The organism is Ruegeria sp. BHSA163 (assembly GCF_059613365.1).
Genome location: NZ_JBXWSJ010000013.1, coordinates 1 through 25397, shown reverse-complemented (window position 1 = coordinate 25397; position 25397 = coordinate 1). Strand labels below are relative to the sequence as shown.

The following is a 25397-nucleotide window of genomic DNA, read 5'->3' as shown; positions in this document are numbered from 1 at the left end:
CCGGAGCGTGGATGTTATTCACCGCAGCGCTATCCCAAATTCCTCGGCCAACGAGGAAAGAGCTGGAGAATAATCAAGCCGAACGATGAGGGACGCCATCGTCATGGCGTCCTCGCATTCACCTTCTGCACCTGCCGCGATCATCTGCGCAAAACAATTTTCTTCTGCGCCTAGACATCCGCATTCCGTACCATGCTGAACGAAAGTTCTTCGGCCATGTTGGGCACACAACGATAACATATGGTCCAAGGTCGAAATCGCGGCACGCCCTCGACTGGTACTTAACGCGATGGCGAAATCTCTTACTGCATTTGCACAGCTCTTAGCGCATTGGCTCCAAAGGCGCAGATACAGGACAGCTCCAGCCTCGATAGGCGTCAAATCTGACAGTCGACCAACAAAGGTACCACCGCAGGAGAATTTAGCGCTCACTTTGTAAGGATCAGTTTGCCCGCGCGCGTTATGCGCAAGGTATAAAGCTGTTCGCCTAACTCGATATGGGCCAATTTGCCGCCATTGGTCAATTCTTCGGCTTTGTGGGCTGGCAGCATTGAGACAGCGTAACTTTTTGAAGGGTTTGGGTTTTGCGCGTTCATGGGTGACATCTCCGGATGCATGGTTGGCGAAACGCCGAGTCCAATCTTTTCCCGATCCGGCTAACCCTGAACTGGGCTGGCTAATTGCTTATGATTTATTTCTGATAAAAACAGTAAGATATGTCAAGAGCCCGATTTGTTAAATGTGAATTGCATGGTTGCAACCAGCTTGGTCAGCAAATAGTCAATTTGAGGCTGGTTGTTACAAGGGGGTTTTCTATGTCCGCGCGGGTGGTTTTCGATCTTGATGGAACGCTGGTCGACAGCGTTGCTGACCTAACCGCCGCAGTGAATCAAATGTTGACCGACGAAGGTGTTGATCCCTTGCCGCTGGCAACGGTAAAGCGGTTTGTAGGAAATGGACTACCTAAACTGGTCGAGCGCGCTATGGTCCACCGGGGTTTACCCAGTCAAAAACATCCCGAACTCAGCCGAGCTACGTTAACCCATTACAATGCGGCACCAACTCAAAGAACGACAGTTTATCCCGGTGTTACAAAAGCCCTAAGCAGATTGGGCAATATGGGCTGTGCCTTGGGTGTCTGCACCAACAAACCCGAAGCGCCGGCGCGTCACATACTTGAAGCGTTGGAACTGTTACCGCATTTTGACTCGGTGGTTGGCGGAGATACAGTGAACAAGTGCAAACCTGATCCGGAACATCTAAACGCCTGCTTCAAAGCGATGCCAAATATTGGCCCGAGTATCTTTGTGGGCGATAGTGAAGTGGACGCCGAAACCGCAAAACGGGCCGATGTGCCCTTTCTTCTTTTCACAGAAGGATACCGTAAGTCCTCAATTGCGGAGCTACCACATCTGTTGGCCTTTGATCATTATGCGGACATGCCGGATTTGTTGTCACAGATCATAAAAGATGGGAAATTTAACCCGTAACTTCAATGTATAAGAGGGGCCGGCCAAGGGGGTTTAGAACCAGCCCCTCATCGGGGAAATCCAGTGAAAGTGGTTAAGCCCACCGGGATTCTTCGATATCTAAGTCATTACTACACCAAAGCGATTTTCGAAATTAGGGAATTCCCGTAGAGGTAGTTATTTGTTTGAACCCAGATATAAGGAAGTGCGGTCGAACGAACGTTATGAATCGACACATCCGGCTATTTTCCGAAAGTGCCCGTTTCACCGCGAGAGCAGTGCGAAAGTGATATTTCAATTATGTTGGTTGCAGGTTCCAACCTGATCCAACAATTGACCAAACCCCTGAATCGGCTCAAAGATTTCCAACATTTGCATCGCTTGAAACACCATCGCCTGGTTCGAACAGATCACCGGTTTTCCCAACTCTTGTTCAAGTTGGGATAGCACTTCGACGCTCCGCATGTCAGTGCACGACAAAACAACTGCATCGGCTTCGGGGTGATCAGCCCGTAGCCCTAACTCAAGTACGCGGCTTGTTCCAAGGGCGCCCTGCCCTTCATTGTCCAAGGTCTCGTCAACCTCGGAACGAGCGATGGTCCGGATTCCTGCATCGTCAAGGAAATTCACGGCCATATCATTGATTGCCTTTACATACGGCGATGCGAACCCGATACGCCGCGTACCTAGCGTTTTCAGGGCATTCACCAGTGCGCCAGCAGCTGTCACCGTTTTAGCCCCGCTGCTGGATCTGATCCGCTCCGCCAAGGCGCTGTCGAATTGCAACCCATGGGTCAAAGTCGCAGAGGTACAACCATAAATAACAACATCCGGTTTGACCCCCATCAAAAGCCGTAGTGGTTCATCCAGGTCAGCGGCTCCCAACCCGTGCATTTGTTTTTCATCCGGGATTTTATCCTCGTCGTAGCCGCCCATCCGACCAAAGTGTAGCGATACTCCCTCAGGGCACATCATCGCCATGTCCGGTTCAAGATTGGAGTTTGTAAACGGAACTAAAACGCCAAAACGCGCGCGGCCTCGTGAGCTTTTCATCGGGCGTGTTCCTTTTTGCATTGAGCAAGAATGGAAATGGCCGCTTCGTTGTCCTGTTTGGCCCCAATGGTCATTCGCAACGCATGGGGCAATCCGACGCCGCCTTGTGGCCTGACAAGGATGCCATTGCGTCTCAACGCAGCTTCCGCATTTTGCGCAGATTCCGGATCGCCCATATCGATAAGGACAAAGTTTGTGAAACTCGGAAACAAGTCGAATCCAGCGTCCTTGAGTTTCGTGGTCGCCTCTTCGCGAAGTTGCGTTGTAATCTCGCAGGTTTCACGCATGTACTTTTCGTCTTGGACGGCTGCTATCGCCGCGGCCTGCGCGACGGCGCTTACATTGTTCGGATTCATGACCTTTCGCATTTCGGCTGCGACGGCAGGCGGAAACAGCCCCCACCCGACACGAAAACCGGCCATTCCATAAGCTTTAGAAAATGTACGTAAAATAACCGTATTTTCAGAATTCACCATATCGAAACATGATTCTCTCAGGTGATCGGCAAACTCGCCATAGGCTTCATCGACAACCAACAAAATGTCTGGGCGCAGGCCAGCGCGTAATCGTTCCAACTCCCCACGGGATATCCGGGTTCCCGTTGGATTACCCGGATTCGCGACAAAAACGATACCTGTGTCTGCTACGACCGAGTCAAGAATAGCTTGGACGTTTACCGTCAAGAACGACTCTCTCGCGATGTCAAAACGGGCATTTGCCATTTGCGTTGCTGATCGAAAGAATGGGTAAGCATATTCAGGCGCCAATATAGAACGGTCGGGTCCTGCAAACACGCGCGCGATGCAACCGATCAGGTCCAAGGACCCGTTGCCGCACAAAATATACTCTGCGTTGAGTTCATGATGCTGCGCCAATGCAAGCCGCAACTCCGTCCAATCAGGATCCGGGTAAAGCATTGACCTTGTAAAAACCGACGATGCTGCTTTGACCACTTTTGGGCTTGGTGGGCGCAGGCTTTCGTTCTGAGAAAGCGAGATCAACGTATGATCATCCCCAGCAGGGACTTTTACCAGAGTATATGGCGCCATGCGCGCGACGTGGGGCATAGGTTGGGTCATAGCGTATCACCATAGCTGGATTTGGCCGCATCTGCGCTGACAAGCCCAGCTTCGATATCCCAACCCAACGCGTTACGACACCTGTCTTGCGGCGCCCCATAACCCCCGCCCCCGGGAGTTTCGAAAACCAACGTTTCACCCGCCTTAACCCGCAATTCTCCTTTGCCTGGCAATTCTTCACCACTACGGCCTATCCGAACACGTCCTGCGGCACCATCCTGACCGCCATACCGCCCTTTAGCCGGGTTCAGAATGCGCTCTACCGACAAAAACACCAGAAAGTCCTGATCAGACGACGCGCTAATTTCTATGTGTTGCCCCAAACCGCCACGAAAGCGGCCTGCGCCACCGGAATCCGGCCGAAATTCACGACGATGAAATAACACTGGCGCTACCGCCTCGGTGGTTTCTATCTGGCTTCCCCAGACACCACTGGGAAATGCCGTCGCGGACAGTCCATCCAGTGTGGGTCTTGCCCCAGTACCGCCGTTAAAAACAAGCTCAAGCGCAAACTGCTTATCACCAAGGTCCTGGGCCTCGGGGACATTGCGCAACGGCAGATCATACATGCAGGACGCCCCCTCGGCAGGGACAAGTTCAGGCAACGCCTGTGACAAACATCCAAAAACAAGATCGGGCGTCATCTGACCCAGCGTATGCCGCATAGCAACAGGAGCAGGAGGCTGGGCATTCAGAATACAGCCCTTCGGGCCGGTCACTTGAAAGGGCGCAAGCGAACCTGCGTTGTTCGGGATATCCGGCCCGATGATGCAACGAAGCGCGAACACAGAATAAGCTGCAGCATAATTCAAAGGCACGTTGATACCCTTGTCTGAACACCCTGACGTACCGGAAAAATCAAGCAACAGATGGTCCTTTGCAATCGTCAGAGAGGCATGCAATTCGATCTCGGCACCGTAACCGTCTACTTTGAGCACGTGTCTCCACGTGCCGCTTGGCAACTCCGAGATGGCTTCGATGGTACCACGGCGCGAAGTTTCGATGACGTAGTCAGACAACTCGTAAAGATCCTTCAAACCAAACTCGACCATCATCTGGTGCAGCCGGGCTGCGCCAGCCTCGCAACAAGCTATCAGCGCGTATATATCTCCTTCGTTGGCAATCGGCTCGCGTGAGTTCGCCTTGACGATCTCAAGCAACAGGTTGTTTACCTTGCCCTCATCCACCAATTTGCACGGCGGAATCAGCAGACCTTCGTCATAAATGTCCGAACCTTCCGGCCCCATGCCTAAACCACCCAGATCCACCAGATGCGATGTGCAAGAAGTAAAACCCACAACCTTGTCATCGAAAAATACAGGCATCATGAGCAAGAAATCGTTCAGATGTCCCGACGCGATCCATGGATCGTTCGTCATGTAAATATCGCCGGGTTTCATATCCTGAATCGGGAACCGGGTTCGCAATGTTTTGACCGCTTCGGCCATCGTGTTTATATGCCCTGGCGTCCCGGTCACGGCCTGCGCAACCATTCGCCCGTGAAAGTCAAATATTCCGGCCGAAATATCACCACACTCTCGTACAATAGGGCTGAAGGCGGCACGGACCAACGCCTGTCCTTGTTCTTCCACAACGGCCAGCAACCGGTTCCACATCACCTGCAATCGCGTCTGCGAAGTTCTCATGTGCGTATCTCCTGGATTCCCGTTAGCCAAATGTTTCCGACTGTATCTATCTGCGCCGTAAAATCCGCGCTAACAAAGGTGGTGGTTTGTGGTTCGACAATCAGCGCGGGACCCGAGACAATGTCGTCTGGCTTGAGTGCTGATCGTTCGAAAACACCGGCTTTGCACCAAACCCCGGAAATGTCGCAAAGGATATCGCGCGTTTCCCAAGCGTCGACAGGTTGACCTTCGATCATGTTGGTATGTTTTAAAGGCGCTGGAACCGGAGCGGAAACGGTAAGCCCCCAGTTTAACACCTCTATCGTCATACCCGGTACGATGCGCTTGAATTGCCCAATATATTCTGACTCAAAGTCGCTACGCAGATTTTCTAGGTCGTCAAAGGTCAGCGTCCTGTTTGGCAACTCGACCTCAATTTCGTGACCCTGACCGTGATACCGCATAAACGCCACCCGCCGGGTTCGCAAAGTTGCGTCCGGCGCGCCCGCGCGCACGACCTCTTCTGCTTCGTCATAAAGGTCCGCGAAGAAACTGTTCAGCTTAAATAAATCAAGCGAATCTATAGTTGTGTAAAAAGATCTGACGATTTCAAAGGAAACTGGCGCAAACAAAAATCCCACTGCAGACCCAACCCCGGGGTCACGCGGTATCAAAATGCGCCTAACCTGCGATCGCCTTGCGACACGGGTCGCGTGCAACGGTCCGTTGCCACCAAACGCAATCATCAAACGAGCGCTCAGATCCTTGCCTGACTCTACTGCATGCATACGCCCAGCGCTTGCCATGTTCTCGTCTACGATCTCGCTGATCGCAAAAGCTGCGTCATCTGTTTCCATTGACAGCCTCGAACCTATATGGGCCGACACAGAGCGATCTGAGGCAGCGCGATCAACTTGCAGCCGTCCCTCAGCGAAACGATCCGGATCAATATAACCTTGAGATATATCTGCGTCGGTCACAGTTGGGTTAATGCCCCCTTTGCCAAAACCGGCCGGGCCCGGATCGGAGCCTGCGCTTTGCGGGCCGACGCAAAGCCGGTTCAGCCTGTCCAAACTGGCAATTGACCCACCACCTGCACCGATTTCTATCATTTCGATTGCAGGAATTCGGACTGGCATCCCTGAACCCTTGATAAATCGTTCGGCGCGCGATATTTCGAATTTCCTCGCTGTTTGGGGGCGGAAATCATCAATTAGACAAAGCTTGGCGGTTGTGCCCCCCATATCGAAGGACAGGACTTTTCTCGCGTCGACTTCTTCGGCAATTTGTGATGCAAGGATGGCCCCGCCCGCTGGCCCGGATTCAACCAAACGAATTGGCAGACGAGCCGCCGTTTCGACTGTTGTCATCCCTCCACCCGCAGTCATCATCAAAATTGGGCATTTCAAACCCTCAGCGGCAAAGCGTGCCTTAAAGTCAGCCAAATACTTGCCCATCAACGGCTGAATGTAGGCATTCGCAACAGTCGTGCAGAGCCGTTCGAATTCACGTGCCTCTGGGCTTACTTCGTGACTTAGTGAAACCACAAGGTCCGGCACGTTTTCAGTCAACAGCGCGCGCAATCGCAACTCTTGCGCAGGGTTTGCGTAAGAGTGCATGAGGCAAATGGCTACAGCCTTGCAATTCAATCTTTGCAGATCAGCGACCAGCCTTAACACTGCACCTTCGTCAAGTTGCGTCAGTTCCTTTCCATGGGCATCCACGCGTCCTCCGATTGTCAGTGCCCGAGTACGCGGCACAAGCAAATCTGGTTTGACCAAATTGATTGCGTATTGAGAGTAACGTCGCTCGTATCCAATCTCGAGGATGTCCCTGAAGCCCTCGGTCGTAACTGTGGCTACCCTTGCCCCGCGTCGTTCAATTAGCGCGTTGGTTGCCAGCGTCGTGCCGTGGATCATACCGTTGATCTGGCTCCAATCACGACCTGCCTCTTTCAGAACCGAACGCGCACCTTCAATGGCACCCACGGCTGGCTGATCAGGTGTCGTCGGAGTTTTGGTTGTCGCCAAAATCTGCGAGGGTCCTTGAATTAGAACGGTGTCGGTGAACGTTCCACCGATATCGATTGCCAAACGCAATCCGGAATCATTGCTCATTAGAAAGACTGCTAGCTAAAACTGAAAAGCGGCTCAAAGACCGATTGCCCAACGGGTGTCTAAGCCGCCAGGTTAAGTAACAAGGTCGGATCCGGTATCCCGGCGCATCATTGGATGTTGAATAAAGATCATAACGGCCATGATCCTGTTACTTTTTCCGTAACAAGCATTGCACGAGATATGGTTGGATCGTCAACAAAATCCTTCACGCCACGGCGCAATCCGCGATTCGCGTGGAAAATCCGATGCTCCATCAACTTCTAACCCGCTGGACAGCACATGCAGGCAGAATTACCGTAATACAATCAGTCCAACAGGAGGTTTGCGCCAATGTCCAAGATGCTTTCGCTTACCGCGGCTTCGTTCGCATTGTTTTCCACGACCGCATTTGCAGACGGTCATTGCGCGGCGGGTAAAACGCTTACCGACGGCAAATTCACCATAGCAACAGGAAACCCCGCCTACTTCCCCTGGGTTCTGGACGATGCGCCCGAAAGTGGCGAAGGGTTCGAGGCAGCTGTAGCTTATGCCGTAGCCGAAGAAATGGGGTTTGCTGCGGAGGATGTCGTTTGGGTCAGGTCTTCTTTCGACGAGGCAATTCAACCGGGCGCTAAAGAGTTTGATGTGAACATGCAACAATACTCAATCACGCCGGAACGGGATCAAGTCGTCGATTTTTCATCTCCTTATTACACGGCGCCAATGGCCGTGCTGGTTGGTTCCAATGCGACGGACACGGAACCCACGCTGGAGGCCCTGAAAGGATTGCAATGGGGGGCAGTCGGTTCGACGACGGCGGTGCCAAAACTGGCCGCAGTCATCGAACCAGACAATGAGCCGCTGCTTTACGGCGATAACGCTGACGTCAATGCGGCCATGACGGCCAATCAGATAGACGCGGCACTGTTTGACTTGCCGACTGCGTTGTTTCTCAGCGCCGTCATGATCGAAGGCTCCAAAGTCATCGGTCAGTTCCCTGCTGACGAAGGCGACAACCCTGATCATTTCGGGATGCTGATGGAGGAAGGTAATCCGCTGAAGGCCTGTGTTGACGAAGCTATCGCCGCCATCGCCTCAAACGGAAAATTGGCAGAGATCGAGGCAAAATGGCTGCAGGACACCACTGGTGTTCCCCTAATCAAATAAGATGGCAAGATCAAAGGCGGCGGGGATAACTCGCCGTGAACTCTACGAAGCGCAGCAACGACGGCGTTCTATTTTGGTTGCTGCGACAAGCACCATAATCGTCGTCGTTGCCTTAGTCGTTCTGGTTCCGATGGCACCAGGATGGGGAAAGGTACAGCAGAGCTTTTTTAACGGCGAAGTGCTGGCAAAAACTTTTCCCAAACTGCTGGAAGCGTTTCGTATTAATGTAATGATCTTTGCGTGGTCGGCTCCTGCGATTGCTGTACTTGGTTTGTTGATAGCTTTAGCCCGCGACGCGAAATCCCCCGCACTTTTTCCTTTGCGTATATTTGGCGCTGCATTTACGGACATCTTCCGCGGTGTGCCAGTCATTTTGACTGTATATCTCATCGGCTTCGGCATACCGGGCCTTGGCCTGCCAAGGCCGTGGAATTCACCTTACATCTGGGGTTCGTTGGCTCTGATACTCACTTATTCAGCCTACGTGGCAGAGATTTTCAGATCCGGCATTGACAGCGTTCACCACAGTCAGCGCGCAGCTGCTCTGTCGCTGGGCCTTTCCGAGAGGCAGGTTATGCGGGATGTGGTTCTACCGCAGGCCATCCGCAATGTCGTTCCTTCGCAAATGAACATGCTTATCGCATTGCAAAAAGACGTGTCATTGCTTAGTTTCATTGGCCCCGTGGAAATTTTCCGTCAGGCCGGCGTGTTCAAGTCTTTGCTCGCAAACTTCACTCCTTATGTTGGTGCCGCCATCATTTTCCTAATCGTAACGATCCCCGCTACGCGTTACGCCGATCATTTAATGGCACGCCAGATGCGAGAGAGACGCTGATGGCAAAACTTGAGCTACGGGGCGTCGTGAAACGGTTTGGCGACGATACAGTTTGCGATGGGATTGATCTGGATGTGGAAGAGGGACAAATGGTTTGTCTCATCGGTGCATCCGGGGCTGGAAAGTCCACGCTTCTGCGCTGTATAAACCTGTTGGAACCTATCGAAGACGGCGCCATTTTCCTGGATGGCAAAGACATTTCCGTTCCAGGGCTTGACCCTCAGTCGGTACGAGCAAGGATCGGAATTGTTTTTCAGAGTTTCAATCTGTTCCCTCACATGACGGCGATTGAAAATGTTATGCTCGCGCCGCGTCGGGTGCATGGAAAATCACGCGCTGAATTGTTACCCGAAGCCGAGGCGCTTTTTGCCAGATTTGGCCTTGCCGACCGGATGCATAACTACCCGGATCAATTGTCAGGTGGACAACAACAAAGAGTGGCCATTGTTCGGGCCCTGGCCATGCAACCTGAAGTGATGTTGTTTGACGAAATCACCTCGGCCTTGGATCCGCAACTGGTTGGTGAAGTTCTTGACGTGTTGCTAATGCTGAAAAAGCAGGGAATGACAATGGTGATGGCCACCCATGAAATGGGATTTGCCCGCGAAGCGGCGGACAAAGTGTGTTTCTTGCAAAACGGGCGTATTGTTGAAGAGGGCCCGCCAGAAGTGCTATTTGAAGCGCCTCAACAGGAAGCTACACGCACTTTTCTTGCCCGTGCATTGAAGTGACTACCATTGGCTGAGCCGCTTTAATCTTGCTACTGGGCCGGGGAAAAGCTCTCCGTAAAATCCAGAACAGATATCTTGTGTTCAAACCGCTGTTCAATCGCCGTTCATTTATTCTGTTTTATATGCGGGCAGTTTGGACAACGCTGATTTTAGAGCGTCACCCCACCCGTCCGAAATGGTTCGGAAATATGCGTCATCTGCCTCGAACCTAGTTCGCTTGCCAGCAGCAAAACTGTCTTCGTCGTAGAAGGACAGATCAAGCGGTGCGCCAACGGACAAGTTGGCTTTGATGGTTGAATCAAAACTAACCAGTAATAACTTTACGGTTTCGGCAAAGCTCATTTCCGGATCGAAAGCCCGGACCAAAATCGGTCGACCGTACTTGGTCTCCCCGATTTGGAAAAACGGAGTATCTTCACTTGCTTCTATAAAGTTTCCTTCGGGATAGATCAGAAACAACCGCGATGGTCCGCCTTTGATCTGACCGCCCAAAATCATGGTGGCGTGGAACGCGCTATCGGCCTGCTGGCCCGCGCAGCCGTGCTGTTCAATAACGTCTTTGAGTGTGTCTGCAACCAACTGAGCGACCTGAAACATTGTTTCCGCCTCAAGAATTGACGGCGAACGATCAGCAGGCGCCTTTGTCCTTTCTTCCAGTAGACTTACAGTTGCCTGCGTTGTGGCCAGATTGCCGGCCGTCAACAAAGTAATGAATCGCTCGCCCTCGATCGTCCAGTTGAACATCTTGTTAAAGGTGGAAATGTTATCGACACCAGCATTGGTGCGCGTGTCAGACATGAAAACCAACCCGCGGTTCAGCCGCATCCCCACAGCATAGGTCATTCTTTGTCTCCGTTACTGCTGTGCGACTTGCAGCTGTACCGTCAACTGCTCACCCGCTGCCCCAATTCTACTTCCTATTATCGGTGCAGCCTGTGAGTAGTCTAGCCCCGTTGCAACACGAACATATCTGTTGTCGGGAGATATCCCGTTGGAGACGTCAAATCCAACCCAACCTAGTCCTTCAATATGCACTTCCGCCCAAGCATGGGTCGCATCTTGTAGCTCGGTTTCATTCATCATCAGATAGCCTGACACGTAGCGCGCAGGCAAACCGAGTTGGCGTGCCCCGCTAACAAAAATATGCGCGTGGTCCTGACAAACTCCGCTGCCCTCTTCGATTGCGTCCTCAGCGCTCCAGTCCGTATGTGAACTTCCGACCTTGTATTCAACACGATCCCTGATGGCATCTGACAGTGCATGAAGCTGCTGGACAAGTTCGCCCTGCGGTAGCGATCTGACCATTTCAGCGACACCTTTGCCCGGTTTTGTCTGGCGTGTGCTGCGTTTGAAAAGCCAAAGCGGTGTTGACCCTTCGTGAGGCCCAAGAATACCGTGCGTATCTTCAACCTCGACTACACCTTCCGAAATCAAAGACACACTCTTTGTGTTTGGTTCAAAACAAACCAGCTCGACAGTATTTCGATGATAGTCCTCGAAAGTCAGTTCCTTGCGCCCGCCCTTGACGCGGGTATCCCAACTTTGGATAGTTTGATTGCGGAAAGACTTAGGGGTTTTTCTAAGTTGCTGCAGACCAAACGGAACTGGCGCATCAAAGTCATATCTGGTTTCGTGTTTGATATGCAGTTTCATGCTCTACTCATAAAAGCGATAGTCGATTTCAACTTGGCGACTTAACATCGAAAGGTCGTTCAAAAATTCTTGTATGAACTCATGAAGCCCGAACTCAAAAATTTCGGAGATATCCTTGTCCATATACTTTTGGAAAAGCGCATCGGAGCCTTCGCAGGACGGACCAGAAAATCCGTAGTCCTTTTTTAGATAAAAAAGGTTTTCCTGAATTTTGCGGCAACAGAAATGAAGACTGCGTGGCATTCGCTGATCGAGGATCAGAAAAGCGGCTATGTCCGAAGGCGTCGTCTTTTGGCCATGCGTCATCCGGTATCCACCCCCTGCACCGACTGATCGCAGGATGCTTTCCCACTGGATGTTATCCAAAGAGGATCCGACTGAAAATGCTGTGGGCAAAAGGACATAATACTTGACGTCCAGGATGCGCCCTGTGTTGTCGGCGCGTTCCACGAACGTACCCAACCTTGTAAAGTCAAAGATGTCATTGCGCAGCATTGTACCAAGATTCGCTCCTCGGACCAAAGCTGCCTGATGACGAACCAGTTCCAAGACACCGGGCAAATCCCGCTCGTTTACACGGCGTTTCATGACCGCGTCGATCTTCATCCAAGTGGCATTGACCGCGCTCCAAACGTCGTGCGTTAAGGCAGTTCGCACAAGGCGCGCGTTGTCCCTTGCCTGTTTGATGACGGACCGAACCGACGAAGGGTTTTCAGCGTCCCGCAAAACCCAATCAACAGCATTGTCTTTGGTTACCTCGTCATACTTTGAATGATAGCTGTCCAGAACACCCGCGGTTTTCAGAACCGACGCCCACTCTTCGATCGAGTTTTGGGCTCGGGTCAAAGCCATACGTTGCCCGGTTTCAAGTAATCTGGCGGTGTTTTCAGCTCTTTCCAGATAGCGGGACATCCAGAACAACCCGCCTGCGGTTTTTCCCAGCATGGCTTAGTCCTCCAGAACCCAGGTATCTTTGGTGCCGCCACCCTGGGAGGAGTTCACGACCAAAGAACCTTTCTTCAGAGCCACCCTCGTCAACCCACCAGGTGTAATTTTGATGCCTTCGGGTGAAACAAGAACAAACGGGCGTAGATCAACATGTCTGGGTGCCAAACCTGATCTGGCAAAGATTGGGACGGTCGACAACGACAACGTTGGCTGTGCTATGTAGTTGGACGGCCGCGCCCTGAGCTTGTCGCGGAAAGTCGCAATCTCTTTCTTGCTGGCAGTGGGGCCAATCAACATACCATAACCACCAGAACCATGTACTTCCTTGACCACCAGATCTGACAAATTGTCCAAGACATAAGCAAGCGAGTCAGGTTCGCTGCATCTCCACGTTGGAACGTTCTTCAAAACTGGCTTTTCGCCTGTATAAAACTCCACGATTTCAGGCATGTAGGAATAGATCGCCTTATCATCAGAAATTCCGGTTCCCGGCGCATTTGCTATTGTTATTCCCCCAGCGCGATAAACGTCCAAAATACCAGGTACACCCAGAGCACTTTCTGGGTTAAAATTCAAAGGATCAAGAAACTCATCATCTACCCGACGATACAGAACATCTATTGGACGATACCCTCGCGTGGTGCGCATGCAAACGCGCCCTTTAACGACGCGCAGGTCGTGCCCCTCAACCAATTCCACTGCCATCTGGTCTGCAAGAAACGCATGCTCGAAATATGCAGAATTGTAGATACCCGGTGTAAGAACTGCTACAGTCGGCTCCCCTTCGGCGCAATCTGGTGCGCAAGCCGCAAGGGACCGTCGCAAGTTTAGCGGATAATCTGAGACGTTCCGGACATTCGTCGCGCTGAACAACTCGGGGAACATCTTGAGCATCGTTTCCCGGTTTTCGAGCATGTAACTTACGCCAGACGGGGTTCTGGCATTGTCCTCCAATACGAAAAATTCGTCGGGTCCCGTGCGGACCAGATCAATCCCTACAATATGCGTGTATATTTGCCCGGGCGGTGAAACACCCAGCATTTGCGGCAGAAATGCCTCGTTTTCAGCTATCATTGCAGCGGGAACTCGCCCTGCCCGAACAATTTCCTGACGATGGTAGATATCATAAAGAAACGCATTGATGGCTCGAACACGCTGTTCAATACCACGTTCCAACCGCTGCCATTCGCGACCGGAAATTACCCTGGGAACGATATCGAAAGGAATTAAACGCTCTTCAGCTTCTGACTTGCCGTATACGTTAAACGTAATGCCCGTCAGTCTGAAAACCTCTTCCGCTTCGCGTTGTTTTGCCCGCAACCGCGAAACATCTTCGGCATCAAACCAACGGCCTATCTCTTCATATGGTCCGCGGAGTGATCCGTCACTGTTGTACATCTCATCAAAATATTCACTCATTCGAGAAGTTTGACGAACACAACGCAGTTTTCAAGTAAAACGGACTGAAAAACAGAATTGCTTTCTGAGTTGCGTCTATTTTTGAGGCTGTCGGCCAAGGCGTAAAGCGAAGAAAAATCGAGCTGAACTGCAACGCTGTGTATAGTCCTAAAAAACGGCTGGAGGATACGAATGAACTATTGGAAATTACTGGTTCAAATAGTTTGTGCGCTTGCTCTTGTCGCATGTGCCCCAAAAGTTCGCACTTACGAAAAGACAGTGACAAGCTCTGTTCCCACAAATTCGAACAGCGCTTTAAGTCAAGCCGCCAACAGACTTGGGGACCCAAAGGACGGGCGATCCGGAGTAAAGCTGATTAATGATGGAGAACAAGCACTGGTCTCAAGACTTTTGTTGGCCGCCGCTGCAGAACGATCGATCGATGCGCAATACTACCTTTTGCACAATGACCCAACGGGGCACCTTTTTGCGGCCAGCCTTTTGCAGGCGGCTGACCGTGGTGTTCGCATTCGGCTGTTGCTGGATGATATGGATACCTCCAGCTATGACGCTATGACAGCTGCTCTGGACTATCACAAGAATATCGAGATCAGGCTGTTCAACCCCTTTTGGCGGGATCAGAGCCTTCTTGTCGCCGGGCTGACGGACTTCAAACGCATAAACCGCAGGATGCACAACAAGTCGATGACTGCCGACAATGTATTCACCATCGTGGGTGGGCGAAACATAGGTGCCGAGTATTTCCTGGCCCAGGAAGAAATGAACTATGCTGATCTCGATGTATTGGCAGCCGGGCCCGTGGTTGAAGAGGTCTCTAAAAGTTTTGACGCCTATTGGAATAGCGAGTTCGCCGTACCCGCGCGTGTGGTTGTTGGAGAGCCTGAAACATTTGGTCTTAGCGAAGCCCGTGAAAGGCTCCATGCCCTTGTAGAAGAGGCAAAGCAAACCCAATACGGAGAAGCTCTGAGAAAATCCGCAAGGGAAAACTTCGCAGATGGAGCGTTGTCTTTGGATTGGGTTCCAGCGAGGTTATATGCGGACCCGCCTTCCAAGGCTGCGGGCGTTGACAACTCTGACCCAATTCTCGCGTCTCAACTGCTCCCGTATTTTGAAGATGCGCGGGATGAGGTGAATATAGTCTCCGCATATTTCGTGCCCCGCAACAACGGCGTCAGATGGATGACCGAACTGGAAAACCGTGGGGTCGACGTAACGGTCGTAACCAATTCGTTGCGCTCTAACGATGTCGCGCCAGTCTATGCCCATTACGCCAAGAAACGCCGGGCACTGCTGCGCGGTGGGGTGGATTTATATGAATTGAGACCCGATGCTTATCAGGTTCAACGGCGCGGAATTAATTGGGCGCAATCACGCTCGGGTTTGCATTCCAAGGCCTTCGCGATTGATGACCGTTATCTATTCGTAGGATCGTTCAACTGGGACCCACGCTCGGTAAATATCAACACTGAAATGGGCATCCTGATAGACTCGCCTTCATTGACCGCTCAAACCATGGGTGCGCTGAACGAAGTACTGCCTGCTTACACATATCGGGTGACTTTGGAGAATGCCGGTCAGCTTAAGTGGCAAACTCGCGATGAAGACGGCACAATCTTGGAATACGACTCCGAACCGACAGGCTCGGCCTGGGATCACATCGTTTCCGGTTTCCTCGCTATTTTGCCCATCGGATCGCAGCTTTGATCTAGTGCGAAAAGAGAGTTGGACCTTTGTCCACAGCCGCACGTGTGACATTCGGAATTTTGGAAAGGACAATGATTTTGAAGTATTTCAGACTTTATGCCGACGTATCTGGCGAAAGCCGAGAAATACGTGTGGGCGACGTATGGCACATGGAAGACAAAGGTGGGCACGGTCACCACACCAAAGTTACAAGCGAAAGTGACTTTGAGGCCGCCATCATCCAGTACGAATGACAATTGAAACCCAGTGCAATCTCGATCGGTGTTTTTGTGTAAATAGCCTCTAAATTCTCTCGCTATTTTGCTGTCGTTACTAGCAAGCGATTTCCGGGTATACTGTCCTCGGAATATGCGACCGAACACGATGAAGCCTGACTGAAGTTCTTGAAACAACAGGCGCGGGGGAAACGGATATGGAACAACGACTTTCGGCGATACTGGCAGCCGACATGGTTGGTTACTCGCGCTTGATGGAAGCGGACGAATTGGGTGTCTTGTCCCGACAAAAAAAGTATCGCCGCGAATTGATCGACCCAGAGATATCTCGAAGCCGTGGGAATATCGTCAAGACGACCGGAGACGGTATGCTGGCCACATTTGAATCGGTTCAAGATGCCGTTCAATGCGCGGTTAAAATTCAGCAATCCATGAACCTTAACGAGACAGATCTTGACGACGATCAAAGAATCCGTTTTCGCGTTGGTATCAATTTAGGCGATGTAATTTTCGACGAGGGCGATATTTTTGGCGACGGTGTTAACGTTGCAGCGCGCCTGGAAGGATTGGCTGAACCGGGTGGCGTTTGCGTTTCTGATGTCGTGCACCAGGCTGTTCAAGACAGAGTAGACGCCGCATTCCGCGATATGGGTGGGCAAAGGGTAAAGAATATAAGCCGCCCAATTCGAGTTTGGCATTGGTCCCCGCAAGCAAAACCATTGCGAAAGGCTCCGGATGTATCTCTTCAGCAAAGAGTAAAGTTCTGCAAATCGAGCGACGGCGTGAATCTTGCGTGGGCCTCCACCGGACAGGGCACAGCCGTTTTGAAAGCACCAAACTGGTTGAATCATATTGAATATGAGTGGACTAGTCCGGTTTGGGGGGATTTCCTTTCAGAAATGTCCAAACTTTGCAGGCTGGTTCGATTTGATCAGCGGGGCAATGGTCTTTCAGACTGGGATGTCGACGACATTTCAGAGGACCGAATGATCGACGACATGCTTGCAGTTGCCGACGCCGCAGGTCTTGAACGTTTCGGACTGCTGGGTATCAGCCAAGGTTCGGCCTTTTCCGTCAGATTTGCAGCAAGATTTCCCGAGCGTGTTAAGTTTCTTATTTTGCTGGGCGGTTATGTCCGCGGCCGAATGATGCGCGGCGATGTCGAAGCTGAACAATTCTACAACGCTTCCCGGGCGATGGTATCAGCTGGTTGGGGTTCCCCCAACCCAGTTTATCGCCATTTTTTTACCTCGAGCTATATGCCGGATGCCACGCCGGAAGAGGGTGCCAGTTTTGACGAAATGCAAAGAATCTCTGCAAGTCCGGAAACCGCCCTGCGGATCATGGAAATGAACGCTTACACCGATGCACGCGTGGACGCCCGAAGCCTGAAGGTTCCGACGCTGGTGCTACATGCAAAGGGCGATATGGCAGCACCCATCAGCGAAGGGCGTGAAACCGCGCGGGAAATACCAACCGCCGAGTTTGTTGAGCTACCCGGAGCTAACCACTGCATGATACGCGGGCATTCCGGGTTCGATGAGTTTTTTCATGAGATTGGCCCATTCCTAAAAGACCACTCTGATTAAGCAACAACGTTGCCATTCAGACAAAACAAGGCATTTCTATATTTAGACATTGAACCAGCAGTTATCAGAAAACCGGGACGTGATCAGCGGCCGCACTTTTTAAGGAGAAAACAATGTCATACTTTCCCAGAAGACACTTCTTGAAAATGGCGCTTACCGGTTCGACCGCGATGGTTCTTGCCAATCGCGCAATAGCGCAGGCTACTTCACTTTCGGATGTTGGGGCCGCGATCATCGGCATCGATACGGCTACGATTTTTGTCGCTCGAGAAATTGTCACACTCGATCCTGAACAACCAACTGCGCAGGCCGTTGCGATCGTCAATGATCGTGTTCTTGCCTCAGGTACTCTTGAAGAAGTGCAGGTCTTAATTGGAGATCGGCCGCATGACCTTGACAGAACCTTCGAGGATCATGTCATCGTTCCCGGTTTCATTGCACAGCATGATCACCCCATCTTGGCAGGCTTAACCATGTCATCGTTGATCCTCTCTATTGAAGATTGGGATCTTCCCGACGGGAATACGACCGCCCTAGAAGACAAAGATGATTTTATGACCCGGCTGGCGAAGGCGGAATCTGAACTAAGCGATCCTTCTGAGCCATTACTCACATGGGGGTACCACGCGGCGTTCTACGGTCCGCTCACACGCTCTGACCTCGATAGCATTAGCGGTGAGCGGCCGATTTTTGCTTGGGCCAGGTCTTGTCACGAGTTCGTTCTGAATTCTGCGGCATTGTCCAAGGCTGGTGTGACGAAGGAGCTGGTTGAATCCTGGTCGGAAGGCGAATAGTCGCAATCCAACTTTGAAGACGGCCATTTCTGGGAACAAGGATTGTTTGCAGTCCTTCCGAACATCGCACCTATGATCGCAAACCCGGACAAGTTTCGTTCAGGCTTGCTGACGATGCGTGACTATATGCACGCAAAGGGCGTCACATTCGGAAATGAACCCGGCGGTATATTGGCGAAACCTATTCAAGACGCGGTCAATGCTGTGATGTCCGCCCCGTCGATGCCGTTTAGATGGACGTTTATCCCTGATGGCAAAAGCTTGGTGGCAACCTACGAAAACGACGCTGACGTGATCCAACAAACCAAGGCGCTGGTTGATTGGTATGGTGGCATGACAAGCATGGTTTCAGACAGCGTCAAACTGTTTTCTGACGGAGCAATATACTCTCTTGCGATCCAGCTTCGGGATCCTCCCATCGGCGATTATCACGGAGAGTGGATGATGGACAAAGATGCCTTTGAGCGTGCTTTTCGAGTCTATTGGGACGCAGGTTATCAAATACATGTGCACGTCAACGGAGACGCCGGTCTCGACCGAGTTCTGAACACATTGGAAGACAACCTGTTGCGCAACCCGCGATTTGATCATCGTACAGTGATTGTGCACTTCGCAGTAAGCGCACCGGATCAGGTCGATCGGATTAGAAGGCTTGGCGCCATCGTCAGTGCAAACCCTTACTACGTCACAGCACTGTCGGACCGCTATGGTGAAACAGGTCTGGGATCCGACCGCGCCGATCAGATGGTTCGGCTGGGGGATTTGGATAGGGCAGGAGTATCATGGTCCTTACACTCAGACATGCCTATGGCACCGGGCGATCCGCTGTTCTTGATGTGGTGTGCGGTAAACCGGGTCACCAGCTCGGGCCGGGTCGCAGGCGGGAACCAAAAGGTTTCAGCGGAAGAGGCGTTGCGTGGGGTGACAATAAATGCCGCTTATTCGCACCATCTGGAAGATGAGCTTGGCAGTATCGAACCGGGAAAGCTGGCTAACTTCACCATTCTGGAGGAAAATCCGTTGGCCGTGGATCCAATGGCAATAAAAGCTATTGTGGTTTGGGGCACAGTTATGGAAGGGCGTGTACAGAAAGTTGGTGAAGTTTCCGTCGACGAAGCACGCTTGAACAACGGTGTAATTCCCAGCGAATCGGAGTTTGCGAAACAAGCGCTAAACCACGCCCTTTCCGTGGTTCATAATCATCTTTGATGTGAAGCAGTGTTTTCGCCAGAATTGAGACTTTCAGTGGGTGGTGCTGTTTGGACGCCCCGGATAACTCAACGGACTAGACCCGCGATGGTCAAGTCAACCTCGGAAGCTAGGCGTTTTCTAAGCTGCCACAAAATCCAGAGCATTTTTGAACTCATCGGCGATATCCAAACTAGGCAAAAGCCTGAGTCTACACCGAAACGCCCAATCTAAGCTGCTTTTCACTCACTTCCGATTTTGTCCCCTGGAGAATTGGGCTTCCACGCTCTAAGACAAGAAAGCTGTCGCCTAGCGCGTACGCGAAGTCAAAATATTGCTCGACCAGAACGATTGCCATTTCCCCACGGTCGCGAAGCAGGCGGATAACCTCACCGATCTGCTTGATAATATTTGGCTGTATCCCTTCGGTCGGCTCGTCCAGCAATAAAAGCTTGGGCTTGGTAATAAGTGCTCGTGCAATTGCTAGTTGCTGTTGTTGTCCGCCAGATAAATCGCCGCCTCGACGCGCTAGAAAATCCTTTAGGATCGGAAATAGCTCGAAAACAAAATCCGGGAGTCGACGATCGCTGCGCGGCAAACACGCAAACCCGGTTTCCAGATTTTCTTGTACCGTCAGAAATGGAAATATCTCGCGCCCCTGAGGAACATAGGCCACGCCCTTCTTTGCAAGGTCATAGGCGGTCGTCTTTTCTACGGGTTCACCGTCAAGAGAATAGGTGCCGCCACTTCGCGGGTGCGTTCCAGATACGGCTTTCAGCAGGCTGGTTTTACCAACGCCATTGGTGCCCATGACACAGGTCACTTGCCCTCGGCGCGCAACTAAGTCTACGCCATTTAGGATTTGGCTACCCCCATAGTGAAGAGACAGATCCGAAACATTCAACAAATCAGCGCCCAAGGTACACCTCAATAACTTTTTCGTTGCGGGTTACATGATCCAGTGAACCTTCGGCCAGAACCGAACCCTCATGGAGCACGGTGACTTTACAATTTAGCCTGCGCACGAACTCCATGTCATGTTCAACGACTACGACCGCTCGGGTTTTCGCCGCCTCGACCAAAATTTCAGTCGTGTGCTCCCTTTCCGCTGGTGTCATTCCCGCAGCTGGTTCATCCACCAAAAGCAGCCTAGGGTCTTGCGCAAGCAACATCCCGATTTCCAACCACTGCTTTTGCCCATGGCTCAGCTCGCCTGCCTTACGGCTCATTACCTTTGCCAAACCGATTTCATCGGCCAGTTTAGCAACTTGTTCGTGATCTCTTCGGCTCGGATGAAACCGCAGAACGGCAAGCGGCCCGCGATTGTTCTTGAGCGCCAGCATCAAGTTTTCCTGAACGCTCTGATCTTCAAAAACAGTTGGGCGTTGAAACTTGCGCCCAACACCGGCCCGGGCGATCTGACTTTCGCTCATCGACAATAAAGAGACGGGTTTGTCACCCCAATAAACATGCCCCTCATCCGGCTTTGTTTTGCCGGTTATGATGTCCATGAAAGTTGTCTTTCCAGCACCGTTAGGGCCAATAACGGCGCGCATTTCCGTCGAGCCAATCTGGAACGTGAGATTGTTGATGGCCTTAAAACCATCAAATGAAACGGAAACACCCGACACTTCAAGAAGGTTGCTCATTCCAACGCCTCCTTTTCCCGCAAAGCACCTGCGTCCGGACCCAAATCGGCCCCATGGCGTTCCGGCGACCGGTGTTCAGTGAATCTGTCTATCAACCCACCTATGCCCTTTGGCGCAAAAAGTGTGACTGCGACAAACGATAAGCCCAGAAGGATAGTCCACCAATCGACCCATTGGATCGTGAAGAAACCAAGGGAAACATCCGGCGCCTGGCCGCCTGTGAACCACGTCGAAAGAAGCGAGACGAATGCAGCCCCGATCACGGCGCCGTAAAGCCGCCCGCGCCCGCCTATAGCAACCCAGACAGCGAGGTATATAGATGCGATCGGCGCGACCTCGGCCGGATTAATAATCCCGGCCTGTGGGTAATACAGCGCCCCGGCAATGCCACAAATCACGGCAGTGAACGAAAAAACAAACAGCTTGTACGCTTCGACTGAATACCCAAGAAAACGCACACGGCTTTCGTCGTCTCTGATCGCGCGCATGACTGAACCGAACTTACCCGACACGACCCATGCACAAAGCAGATATCCAAGGCCAAGAGCAAGCGCAGAAGCCCAAAAGAACAGAATTGAGATTTTCGATTGGGGAACCGCCTCCAGCCCTGGTAAATTCTGTAAACCGGAAAGACCGTTATTGCCCCGCAATCCGCTGTCGTTCTGGAACAAGTACAGGGACAGCGCCAAAGTCATCGCTTGGGTCAAAATAGACAGGTACACGCCAGTCACTCGACTGCGGAAGGCCAGCCAGCCAAATACCAGCGCCAAAAGCCCGGGTACGATCACGATTGCTGCCATCTGCAAGGGTAGTGAGTGCGCAAGGGCCCAAACGGGCGGAAACTCGGACGCACCAACTACACCAAATATTTGGGTGGCTATACCATCTGAAATCTCCTGCGGCGTCGGAGGTAACGCCGCTGCTGAAAGACTTTCGCGCACAATAACTTCGGTGCGCGCATACATCAGCCACATTCCGATCGCATAGCCGCCGATGCCGAAAAACGCCATATGACCAAGAGAAAGGATACCCGTGTATCCCCAAACAAGATCCATTGCTAATGCAGCTAGACACAGGCAAAGGGTTTTGCCCAGGGTTTTTATGAAACTAGTCGAAACGACACCAATGCCAAATCCTTCACCAAGAACTGTCACGCAAATCGTGAATAAGGAAAGGATCGCCAAAAAAATCGCAACCGAGGGATATCGCATCACGAATGGTTTTCGGGTTGGGGCGCCAGCGGAGGTGATGTCTACCATGTTACACCTCCGCCGCCCGACCCTTGAGCGCGATGATACCGCGAGGTCGGAACTGTATGAACAGTATTATGAACAGGATCATGTATGTCTGAGCCGCCAAAGTGTTCGAAGGATTCAACCACTCGATCCCCTTCTGCAATGTGCCAACCATAGTCGCGCCTAATAGTGTGCCCCAAATGTTGCCTACCCCGCCTACGACCACAGTCATGAAGCTTTGCACAATGTAGTCCGACCCCATTTCCGAGGTGACTTTTGCGTAAAGTCCGATTGCCACCCCAGCGATACCTGCGATCCCGGATCCAAACCCAAAGGTAAGCATGTTGATTTTGTCAGGGTTGATACCCATCGAAGCTGCCATCCTTGGGTTTTGTGTGACCGCGCGAACTTCCAGCCCCATACGGGTGCGGTTCATCACAAACAGGAACAACGCCAGAAAGATTAGAGCCAGCACGAAAATCGCAATCCGGATATAACTGATTGAAACAATGTCATTGATGACAAATGACCCATCCAGCCACGCGGGCGCAGTAAGCGGACGGGCCTGAGTTCCAAAGATGTTTTTTGCCAATTGCTGCAGCGCTATCGATACACCAAATGTTGCCAACAAGGTTTCTAACGGGCGATGATACAGCCAGCGGATTACCAGCCGTTCCATTGCAACTCCCGCTGAAAACGTCACCAGGAATGCACAGGGAATGGCCACAAGAATAGATATCGTAAAATCCGGTATGAATAGCTGAACGACATAGCCAGTGTAAGCACCCATCATTATGAATTCGCCATGGGCCATGTTGATAACTCCCATGACGCCAAAGGTGATAGCCAGGCCGATTGCGGCAAGAAAGTAAATCGATCCGAGTGAAAGAGCGTCAAGGATCAGGTCGGCCGTTCTATTCAGGGCCACTTGTGTTTCGATATTGTCCAATGCCGCTTGCGCGGCCAACGCCACGGGAAGACTTGCACCCACATAGGTTCTAAAGAATTGGTGCTTTTCTATCTCGGCTGCCCTCTGCGCATTTGTCACCAAAGGATCGGCGAGCCCTTGCTGGGCCAGTAGCTTATAAGCGGTTTCCCTTGCTGCAACGTCATCCAAAGAGGCGACCTGAATACCTGCAACAGCAGTGCCTTCAATATTTGCAATCAGCGTTTCCTTGACAGCTTGTGGGCTGACTGTTGCAGGGGCCAGTTCGTTTTCCACCAGAAAAGAATAAGCTTGTGATTCTGTCAGTTCATCCGAACCAACTTCAACAGGAATGCTGCCTTCGGGAACAACTTCCCCAACTTGTATTTCAGTCGCGATTAAAGGGTTTAGCGCTGCGCGGACTTCGACACTTAGGTCGCCATCAAAACCTTCGATCGCTGAAATTCGCGCTGCTTCTTCCTCGTCGAAACGGATCGTCAACAAACGTTCCAGCCGCGTTTTACGCAGTCTTATTGCTGGATCTTCTTCGCCTTCCAATGACCCGCGCAATGCGATCAAGTGGCTTGGTTGAGCATCACGTTCAATCGCGGTCAAAGCAGTTTGCCGGTTTTCCGGGATTGGGTCATTCAACTGAAACTGAACCAAGGCCGCGGCGATCATACTGCGAATGCCGGAGTTCGGCTTTAGCTGCTTGAAAGTTTTCTTGTCTGCTATCCCAGTTTCTGAATTGTCAGAGACATCAAAGGTCTGCAGCCCACCGTTTGCCTTAACCGCAAAAACAAACAGACCACTCTCTTTGTTGACCCACATTTCTTTCGCTTGCCAACGTTCAAGAACCACCTGAGCTTCGGGAAGTCCGCTTTGGGCCAATGCATCAATTGCGGGGCCGATCGTTTTGCGCGAAGACTTCACGATCGCCTCGGAGTGGGACTGAAGAATAAGCTGAACCGGGGCGTCTGCGGATTGGGCCGACACCGGGGTCGGAGCCATCAAAATGATTAGCAGAAGCAAAGCCCGCTGGATCATAAACAGCATGGAAAGTGACCTCAGAGTGGTGCCCCAAGGCGCAATGCAAACGCCTTGAGGAATAGGTTTCAGATCTTAGTAGTTGGACTTGATCTGCACGCAGCTCTCAGTTTCTGTGTTGTACATTCCGCAGCCCAATTCTTTCCAATCGGACTTTAGAACGGCGGATTCCGGCAGGTAATCGGTCCACGCGTCGCCAGGCACCTCTTCGGTCTGGCTAATGATATCGAACTGGCCGTCTTCCTGAATTTCACCGATCAACACCGGTTTGGCCAAGTGATGGTTCGGCAGCATTACGGCAGTACCTCCGGTAAGGTTCGGAAATTCCTGACCATACATCGCCTCGCGCACGGCATCGACCTCGGTCGTTCCGGCCTCGGTTGCCGCGTTCACCCACATGTTGAATCCAATGAAATGGGCCTCCATCGGGTCATTTGTCACGCGGTCCTCACCCATACGCGCTTTCCAAGCTTCGACCCACGCTTCATTTGCTTCGCTGTCCGCCGACTGAAAGTAGTTCCACGCCGCCAAGTGACCGACTAGGTTTGTTGTATCAAGTCCTGCCAGTTCTTCTTCGCCAACCGAGAATGCAACGACAGGAATGTCGTCAGCCGAGATACCTGCGGCCGCAAGCTCCTTATAAAAGCCGACGTTTGCATCGCCGTTAATTGTCGAAATAACACCAACTTTCTTTCCGTCTGCGCCCAGCGCAACCACATCAGCCACAATCTTGGACCAGTCAGAATGTCCGAACGGAGTGTAGTTCACAAAGATATCTTCAGCGGCAATACCTTTTTGCTGAAGATAACTTTCAAGAATGTTGTTTGTGGTTCGCGGGTACACGTAGTCGGTACCCAAAAGCGCAAATTTTTCAACTTCGAGCTCTTCTAAAAAGTAATCAGTCGCCGGAATGGCCTGCTGGTTCGGTGCCGCGCCGGTATAAAAGACGTTCTTCGAGCTTTCTTCACCTTCATAT

24 protein-coding genes are annotated in these 25397 nt (G+C 51.8%); 9 read left to right on the top strand and 15 right to left on the bottom strand.

Going from position 1 to position 25397, the window contains the following annotated elements; translation table 11 throughout:
* Window positions 1–18: 18 nt before the first annotated feature.
* Window positions 19–432 (bottom strand): hypothetical protein, encoded by a 414-nt coding sequence (locus tag AC2FNV_RS08175; protein WP_170603483.1) that lies wholly within the window; start codon window positions 430–432, stop codon window positions 19–21.
* Window positions 429–596, bottom strand: a complete 168-nt coding sequence (gene hemP / locus AC2FNV_RS08170) for a hemin uptake protein HemP (RefSeq protein ID WP_170477159.1) — start codon at window positions 594–596, stop codon at window positions 429–431. Before hemP ends, AC2FNV_RS08175 begins: the two co-directional genes overlap by 4 nt.
* A gap of 219 nt (window positions 597–815) precedes the next feature.
* On the opposite strand from hemP, the gene gph reads away from it, so the two are divergent.
* A complete protein-coding gene (gene gph / locus AC2FNV_RS08165; protein WP_170603481.1) occupies window positions 816–1490 on the top strand; it encodes a phosphoglycolate phosphatase in 675 nt (224 codons plus the stop codon).
* 273 nt (window positions 1491–1763) lie between these two features.
* Here the strand turns inward: gph and AC2FNV_RS08160 are convergent, their stop codons facing one another.
* The 4 genes from AC2FNV_RS08160 to AC2FNV_RS08145 are packed head-to-tail and all read right to left on the bottom strand — an operon-like array spanning window position 1764 to window position 7343.
* Window positions 1764–2522 (bottom strand): maleate cis-trans isomerase family protein, encoded by a 759-nt coding sequence (locus AC2FNV_RS08160; protein WP_170603479.1) that lies wholly within the window; start codon window positions 2520–2522, stop codon window positions 1764–1766.
* The gene (locus AC2FNV_RS08155; protein ID WP_496772940.1) at window positions 2519–3601 is read right to left on the bottom strand and encodes a pyridoxal phosphate-dependent aminotransferase; all 1083 of its coding nucleotides are present in this window, start codon (window positions 3599–3601) and stop codon (window positions 2519–2521) included. The genes AC2FNV_RS08160 and AC2FNV_RS08155 overlap by 4 nt, the downstream gene beginning before the upstream one ends.
* Window positions 3598–5247, bottom strand: coding sequence for a hydantoinase B/oxoprolinase family protein (locus AC2FNV_RS08150; protein WP_170603477.1), 1650 nt, complete (start codon window positions 5245–5247; stop codon window positions 3598–3600). The genes AC2FNV_RS08155 and AC2FNV_RS08150 overlap by 4 nt, the downstream gene beginning before the upstream one ends.
* Window positions 5244–7343, bottom strand: coding sequence for a hydantoinase/oxoprolinase family protein (locus tag AC2FNV_RS08145; RefSeq protein ID WP_170603475.1), 2100 nt, complete (start codon window positions 7341–7343; stop codon window positions 5244–5246). The genes AC2FNV_RS08150 and AC2FNV_RS08145 overlap by 4 nt, the downstream gene beginning before the upstream one ends.
* Before the next feature lie 330 nt (window positions 7344–7673).
* Between AC2FNV_RS08145 and AC2FNV_RS08140 the strand changes: the two genes are divergently transcribed.
* The 3 genes from AC2FNV_RS08140 to AC2FNV_RS08130 are packed head-to-tail and all read left to right on the top strand — an operon-like array spanning window position 7674 to window position 10055.
* Window positions 7674–8489 (top strand): ABC transporter substrate-binding protein, encoded by an 816-nt coding sequence (locus tag AC2FNV_RS08140; protein ID WP_170477147.1) that lies wholly within the window; start codon window positions 7674–7676, stop codon window positions 8487–8489.
* A gap of 1 nt (window position 8490) precedes the next feature.
* A complete protein-coding gene (locus tag AC2FNV_RS08135) occupies window positions 8491–9324 on the top strand; it encodes an amino acid ABC transporter permease (RefSeq protein WP_170477146.1) in 834 nt (277 codons plus the stop codon).
* On the top strand, window positions 9324–10055 hold the full coding sequence (locus AC2FNV_RS08130; RefSeq protein ID WP_170603473.1) for an amino acid ABC transporter ATP-binding protein: 732 nt from the start codon (window positions 9324–9326) through the stop codon (window positions 10053–10055). Before AC2FNV_RS08135 ends, AC2FNV_RS08130 begins: the two co-directional genes overlap by 1 nt.
* Before the next feature lie 108 nt (window positions 10056–10163).
* On the opposite strand, the gene AC2FNV_RS08125 is transcribed toward AC2FNV_RS08130, so the two are convergent.
* From AC2FNV_RS08125 to AC2FNV_RS08110, 4 genes are read right to left on the bottom strand one after another with little or no spacing between them, the layout of a single operon-like run.
* Window positions 10164–10898 carry a proteasome-type protease gene (locus AC2FNV_RS08125; RefSeq protein ID WP_170477144.1) on the bottom strand — a complete coding sequence of 245 codons (735 nt, stop codon included), beginning with the start codon at window positions 10896–10898 and terminating at the stop codon, window positions 10164–10166.
* Between the two features lie 12 nt (window positions 10899–10910).
* Entirely contained in the window at window positions 10911–11708 is a 798-nt protein-coding gene (locus AC2FNV_RS08120; RefSeq protein ID WP_170603471.1) for a transglutaminase family protein, read from the bottom strand.
* Between the two features lie 3 nt (window positions 11709–11711).
* Complete coding sequence (locus AC2FNV_RS08115; RefSeq protein ID WP_170477142.1) at window positions 11712–12653, bottom strand: alpha-E domain-containing protein; 942 nt, start codon at window positions 12651–12653, stop codon at window positions 11712–11714.
* Between the two features lie 3 nt (window positions 12654–12656).
* Entirely contained in the window at window positions 12657–14075 is a 1419-nt protein-coding gene (locus AC2FNV_RS08110) for a circularly permuted type 2 ATP-grasp protein (RefSeq protein WP_170603469.1), read from the bottom strand.
* 171 nt (window positions 14076–14246) lie between these two features.
* On the opposite strand from AC2FNV_RS08110, the gene AC2FNV_RS08105 reads away from it, so the two are divergent.
* From AC2FNV_RS08105 to AC2FNV_RS08085, 5 genes are all read left to right on the top strand, one after another.
* Window positions 14247–15779 carry a phospholipase D family protein gene (locus AC2FNV_RS08105; RefSeq protein WP_170603467.1) on the top strand — a complete coding sequence of 511 codons (1533 nt, stop codon included), beginning with the start codon at window positions 14247–14249 and terminating at the stop codon, window positions 15777–15779.
* A 71-nt stretch (window positions 15780–15850) separates the two neighbouring features.
* Entirely contained in the window at window positions 15851–16012 is a 162-nt protein-coding gene (locus AC2FNV_RS08100; RefSeq protein WP_170603465.1) for a hypothetical protein, read from the top strand.
* 179 nt (window positions 16013–16191) lie between these two features.
* Window positions 16192–17583: an alpha/beta fold hydrolase gene (locus AC2FNV_RS08095; protein ID WP_170603462.1), complete on the top strand. Its 1392-nt coding sequence runs from the start codon at window positions 16192–16194 to the stop codon at window positions 17581–17583.
* Window positions 17584–17696: 113 nt separating this feature from the next.
* Complete coding sequence (locus tag AC2FNV_RS08090) at window positions 17697–18377, top strand: hypothetical protein (protein ID WP_496772934.1); 681 nt, start codon at window positions 17697–17699, stop codon at window positions 18375–18377.
* Window positions 18378–18419: 42 nt separating this feature from the next.
* Window positions 18420–19586 carry an amidohydrolase gene (locus AC2FNV_RS08085; RefSeq protein ID WP_496772932.1) on the top strand — a complete coding sequence of 389 codons (1167 nt, stop codon included), beginning with the start codon at window positions 18420–18422 and terminating at the stop codon, window positions 19584–19586.
* A 190-nt stretch (window positions 19587–19776) separates the two neighbouring features.
* On the opposite strand, the gene urtE is transcribed toward AC2FNV_RS08085, so the two are convergent.
* From urtE to AC2FNV_RS08060, 5 genes are all read right to left on the bottom strand, one after another.
* Window positions 19777–20472: an urea ABC transporter ATP-binding subunit UrtE gene (gene urtE / locus AC2FNV_RS08080; protein ID WP_170603711.1), complete on the bottom strand. Its 696-nt coding sequence runs from the start codon at window positions 20470–20472 to the stop codon at window positions 19777–19779.
* Between the two features lies 1 nt (window position 20473).
* Window positions 20474–21214, bottom strand: a complete 741-nt coding sequence (urtD, locus tag AC2FNV_RS08075; protein ID WP_170603458.1) for an urea ABC transporter ATP-binding protein UrtD — start codon at window positions 21212–21214, stop codon at window positions 20474–20476.
* Window positions 21211–22473 (bottom strand): urea ABC transporter permease subunit UrtC, encoded by a 1263-nt coding sequence (gene urtC / locus AC2FNV_RS08070; protein ID WP_170603456.1) that lies wholly within the window; start codon window positions 22471–22473, stop codon window positions 21211–21213. Before urtC ends, urtD begins: the two co-directional genes overlap by 4 nt.
* Window position 22474: 1 nt before the next feature.
* Window positions 22475–24430: an urea ABC transporter permease subunit UrtB gene (gene urtB, locus AC2FNV_RS08065; protein ID WP_437440867.1), complete on the bottom strand. Its 1956-nt coding sequence runs from the start codon at window positions 24428–24430 to the stop codon at window positions 22475–22477.
* A 66-nt stretch (window positions 24431–24496) separates the two neighbouring features.
* Window positions 24497–25397: transporter substrate-binding protein (locus AC2FNV_RS08060; protein WP_496772929.1), on the bottom strand; the 901-nt coding region annotated here is incomplete at its 5' end.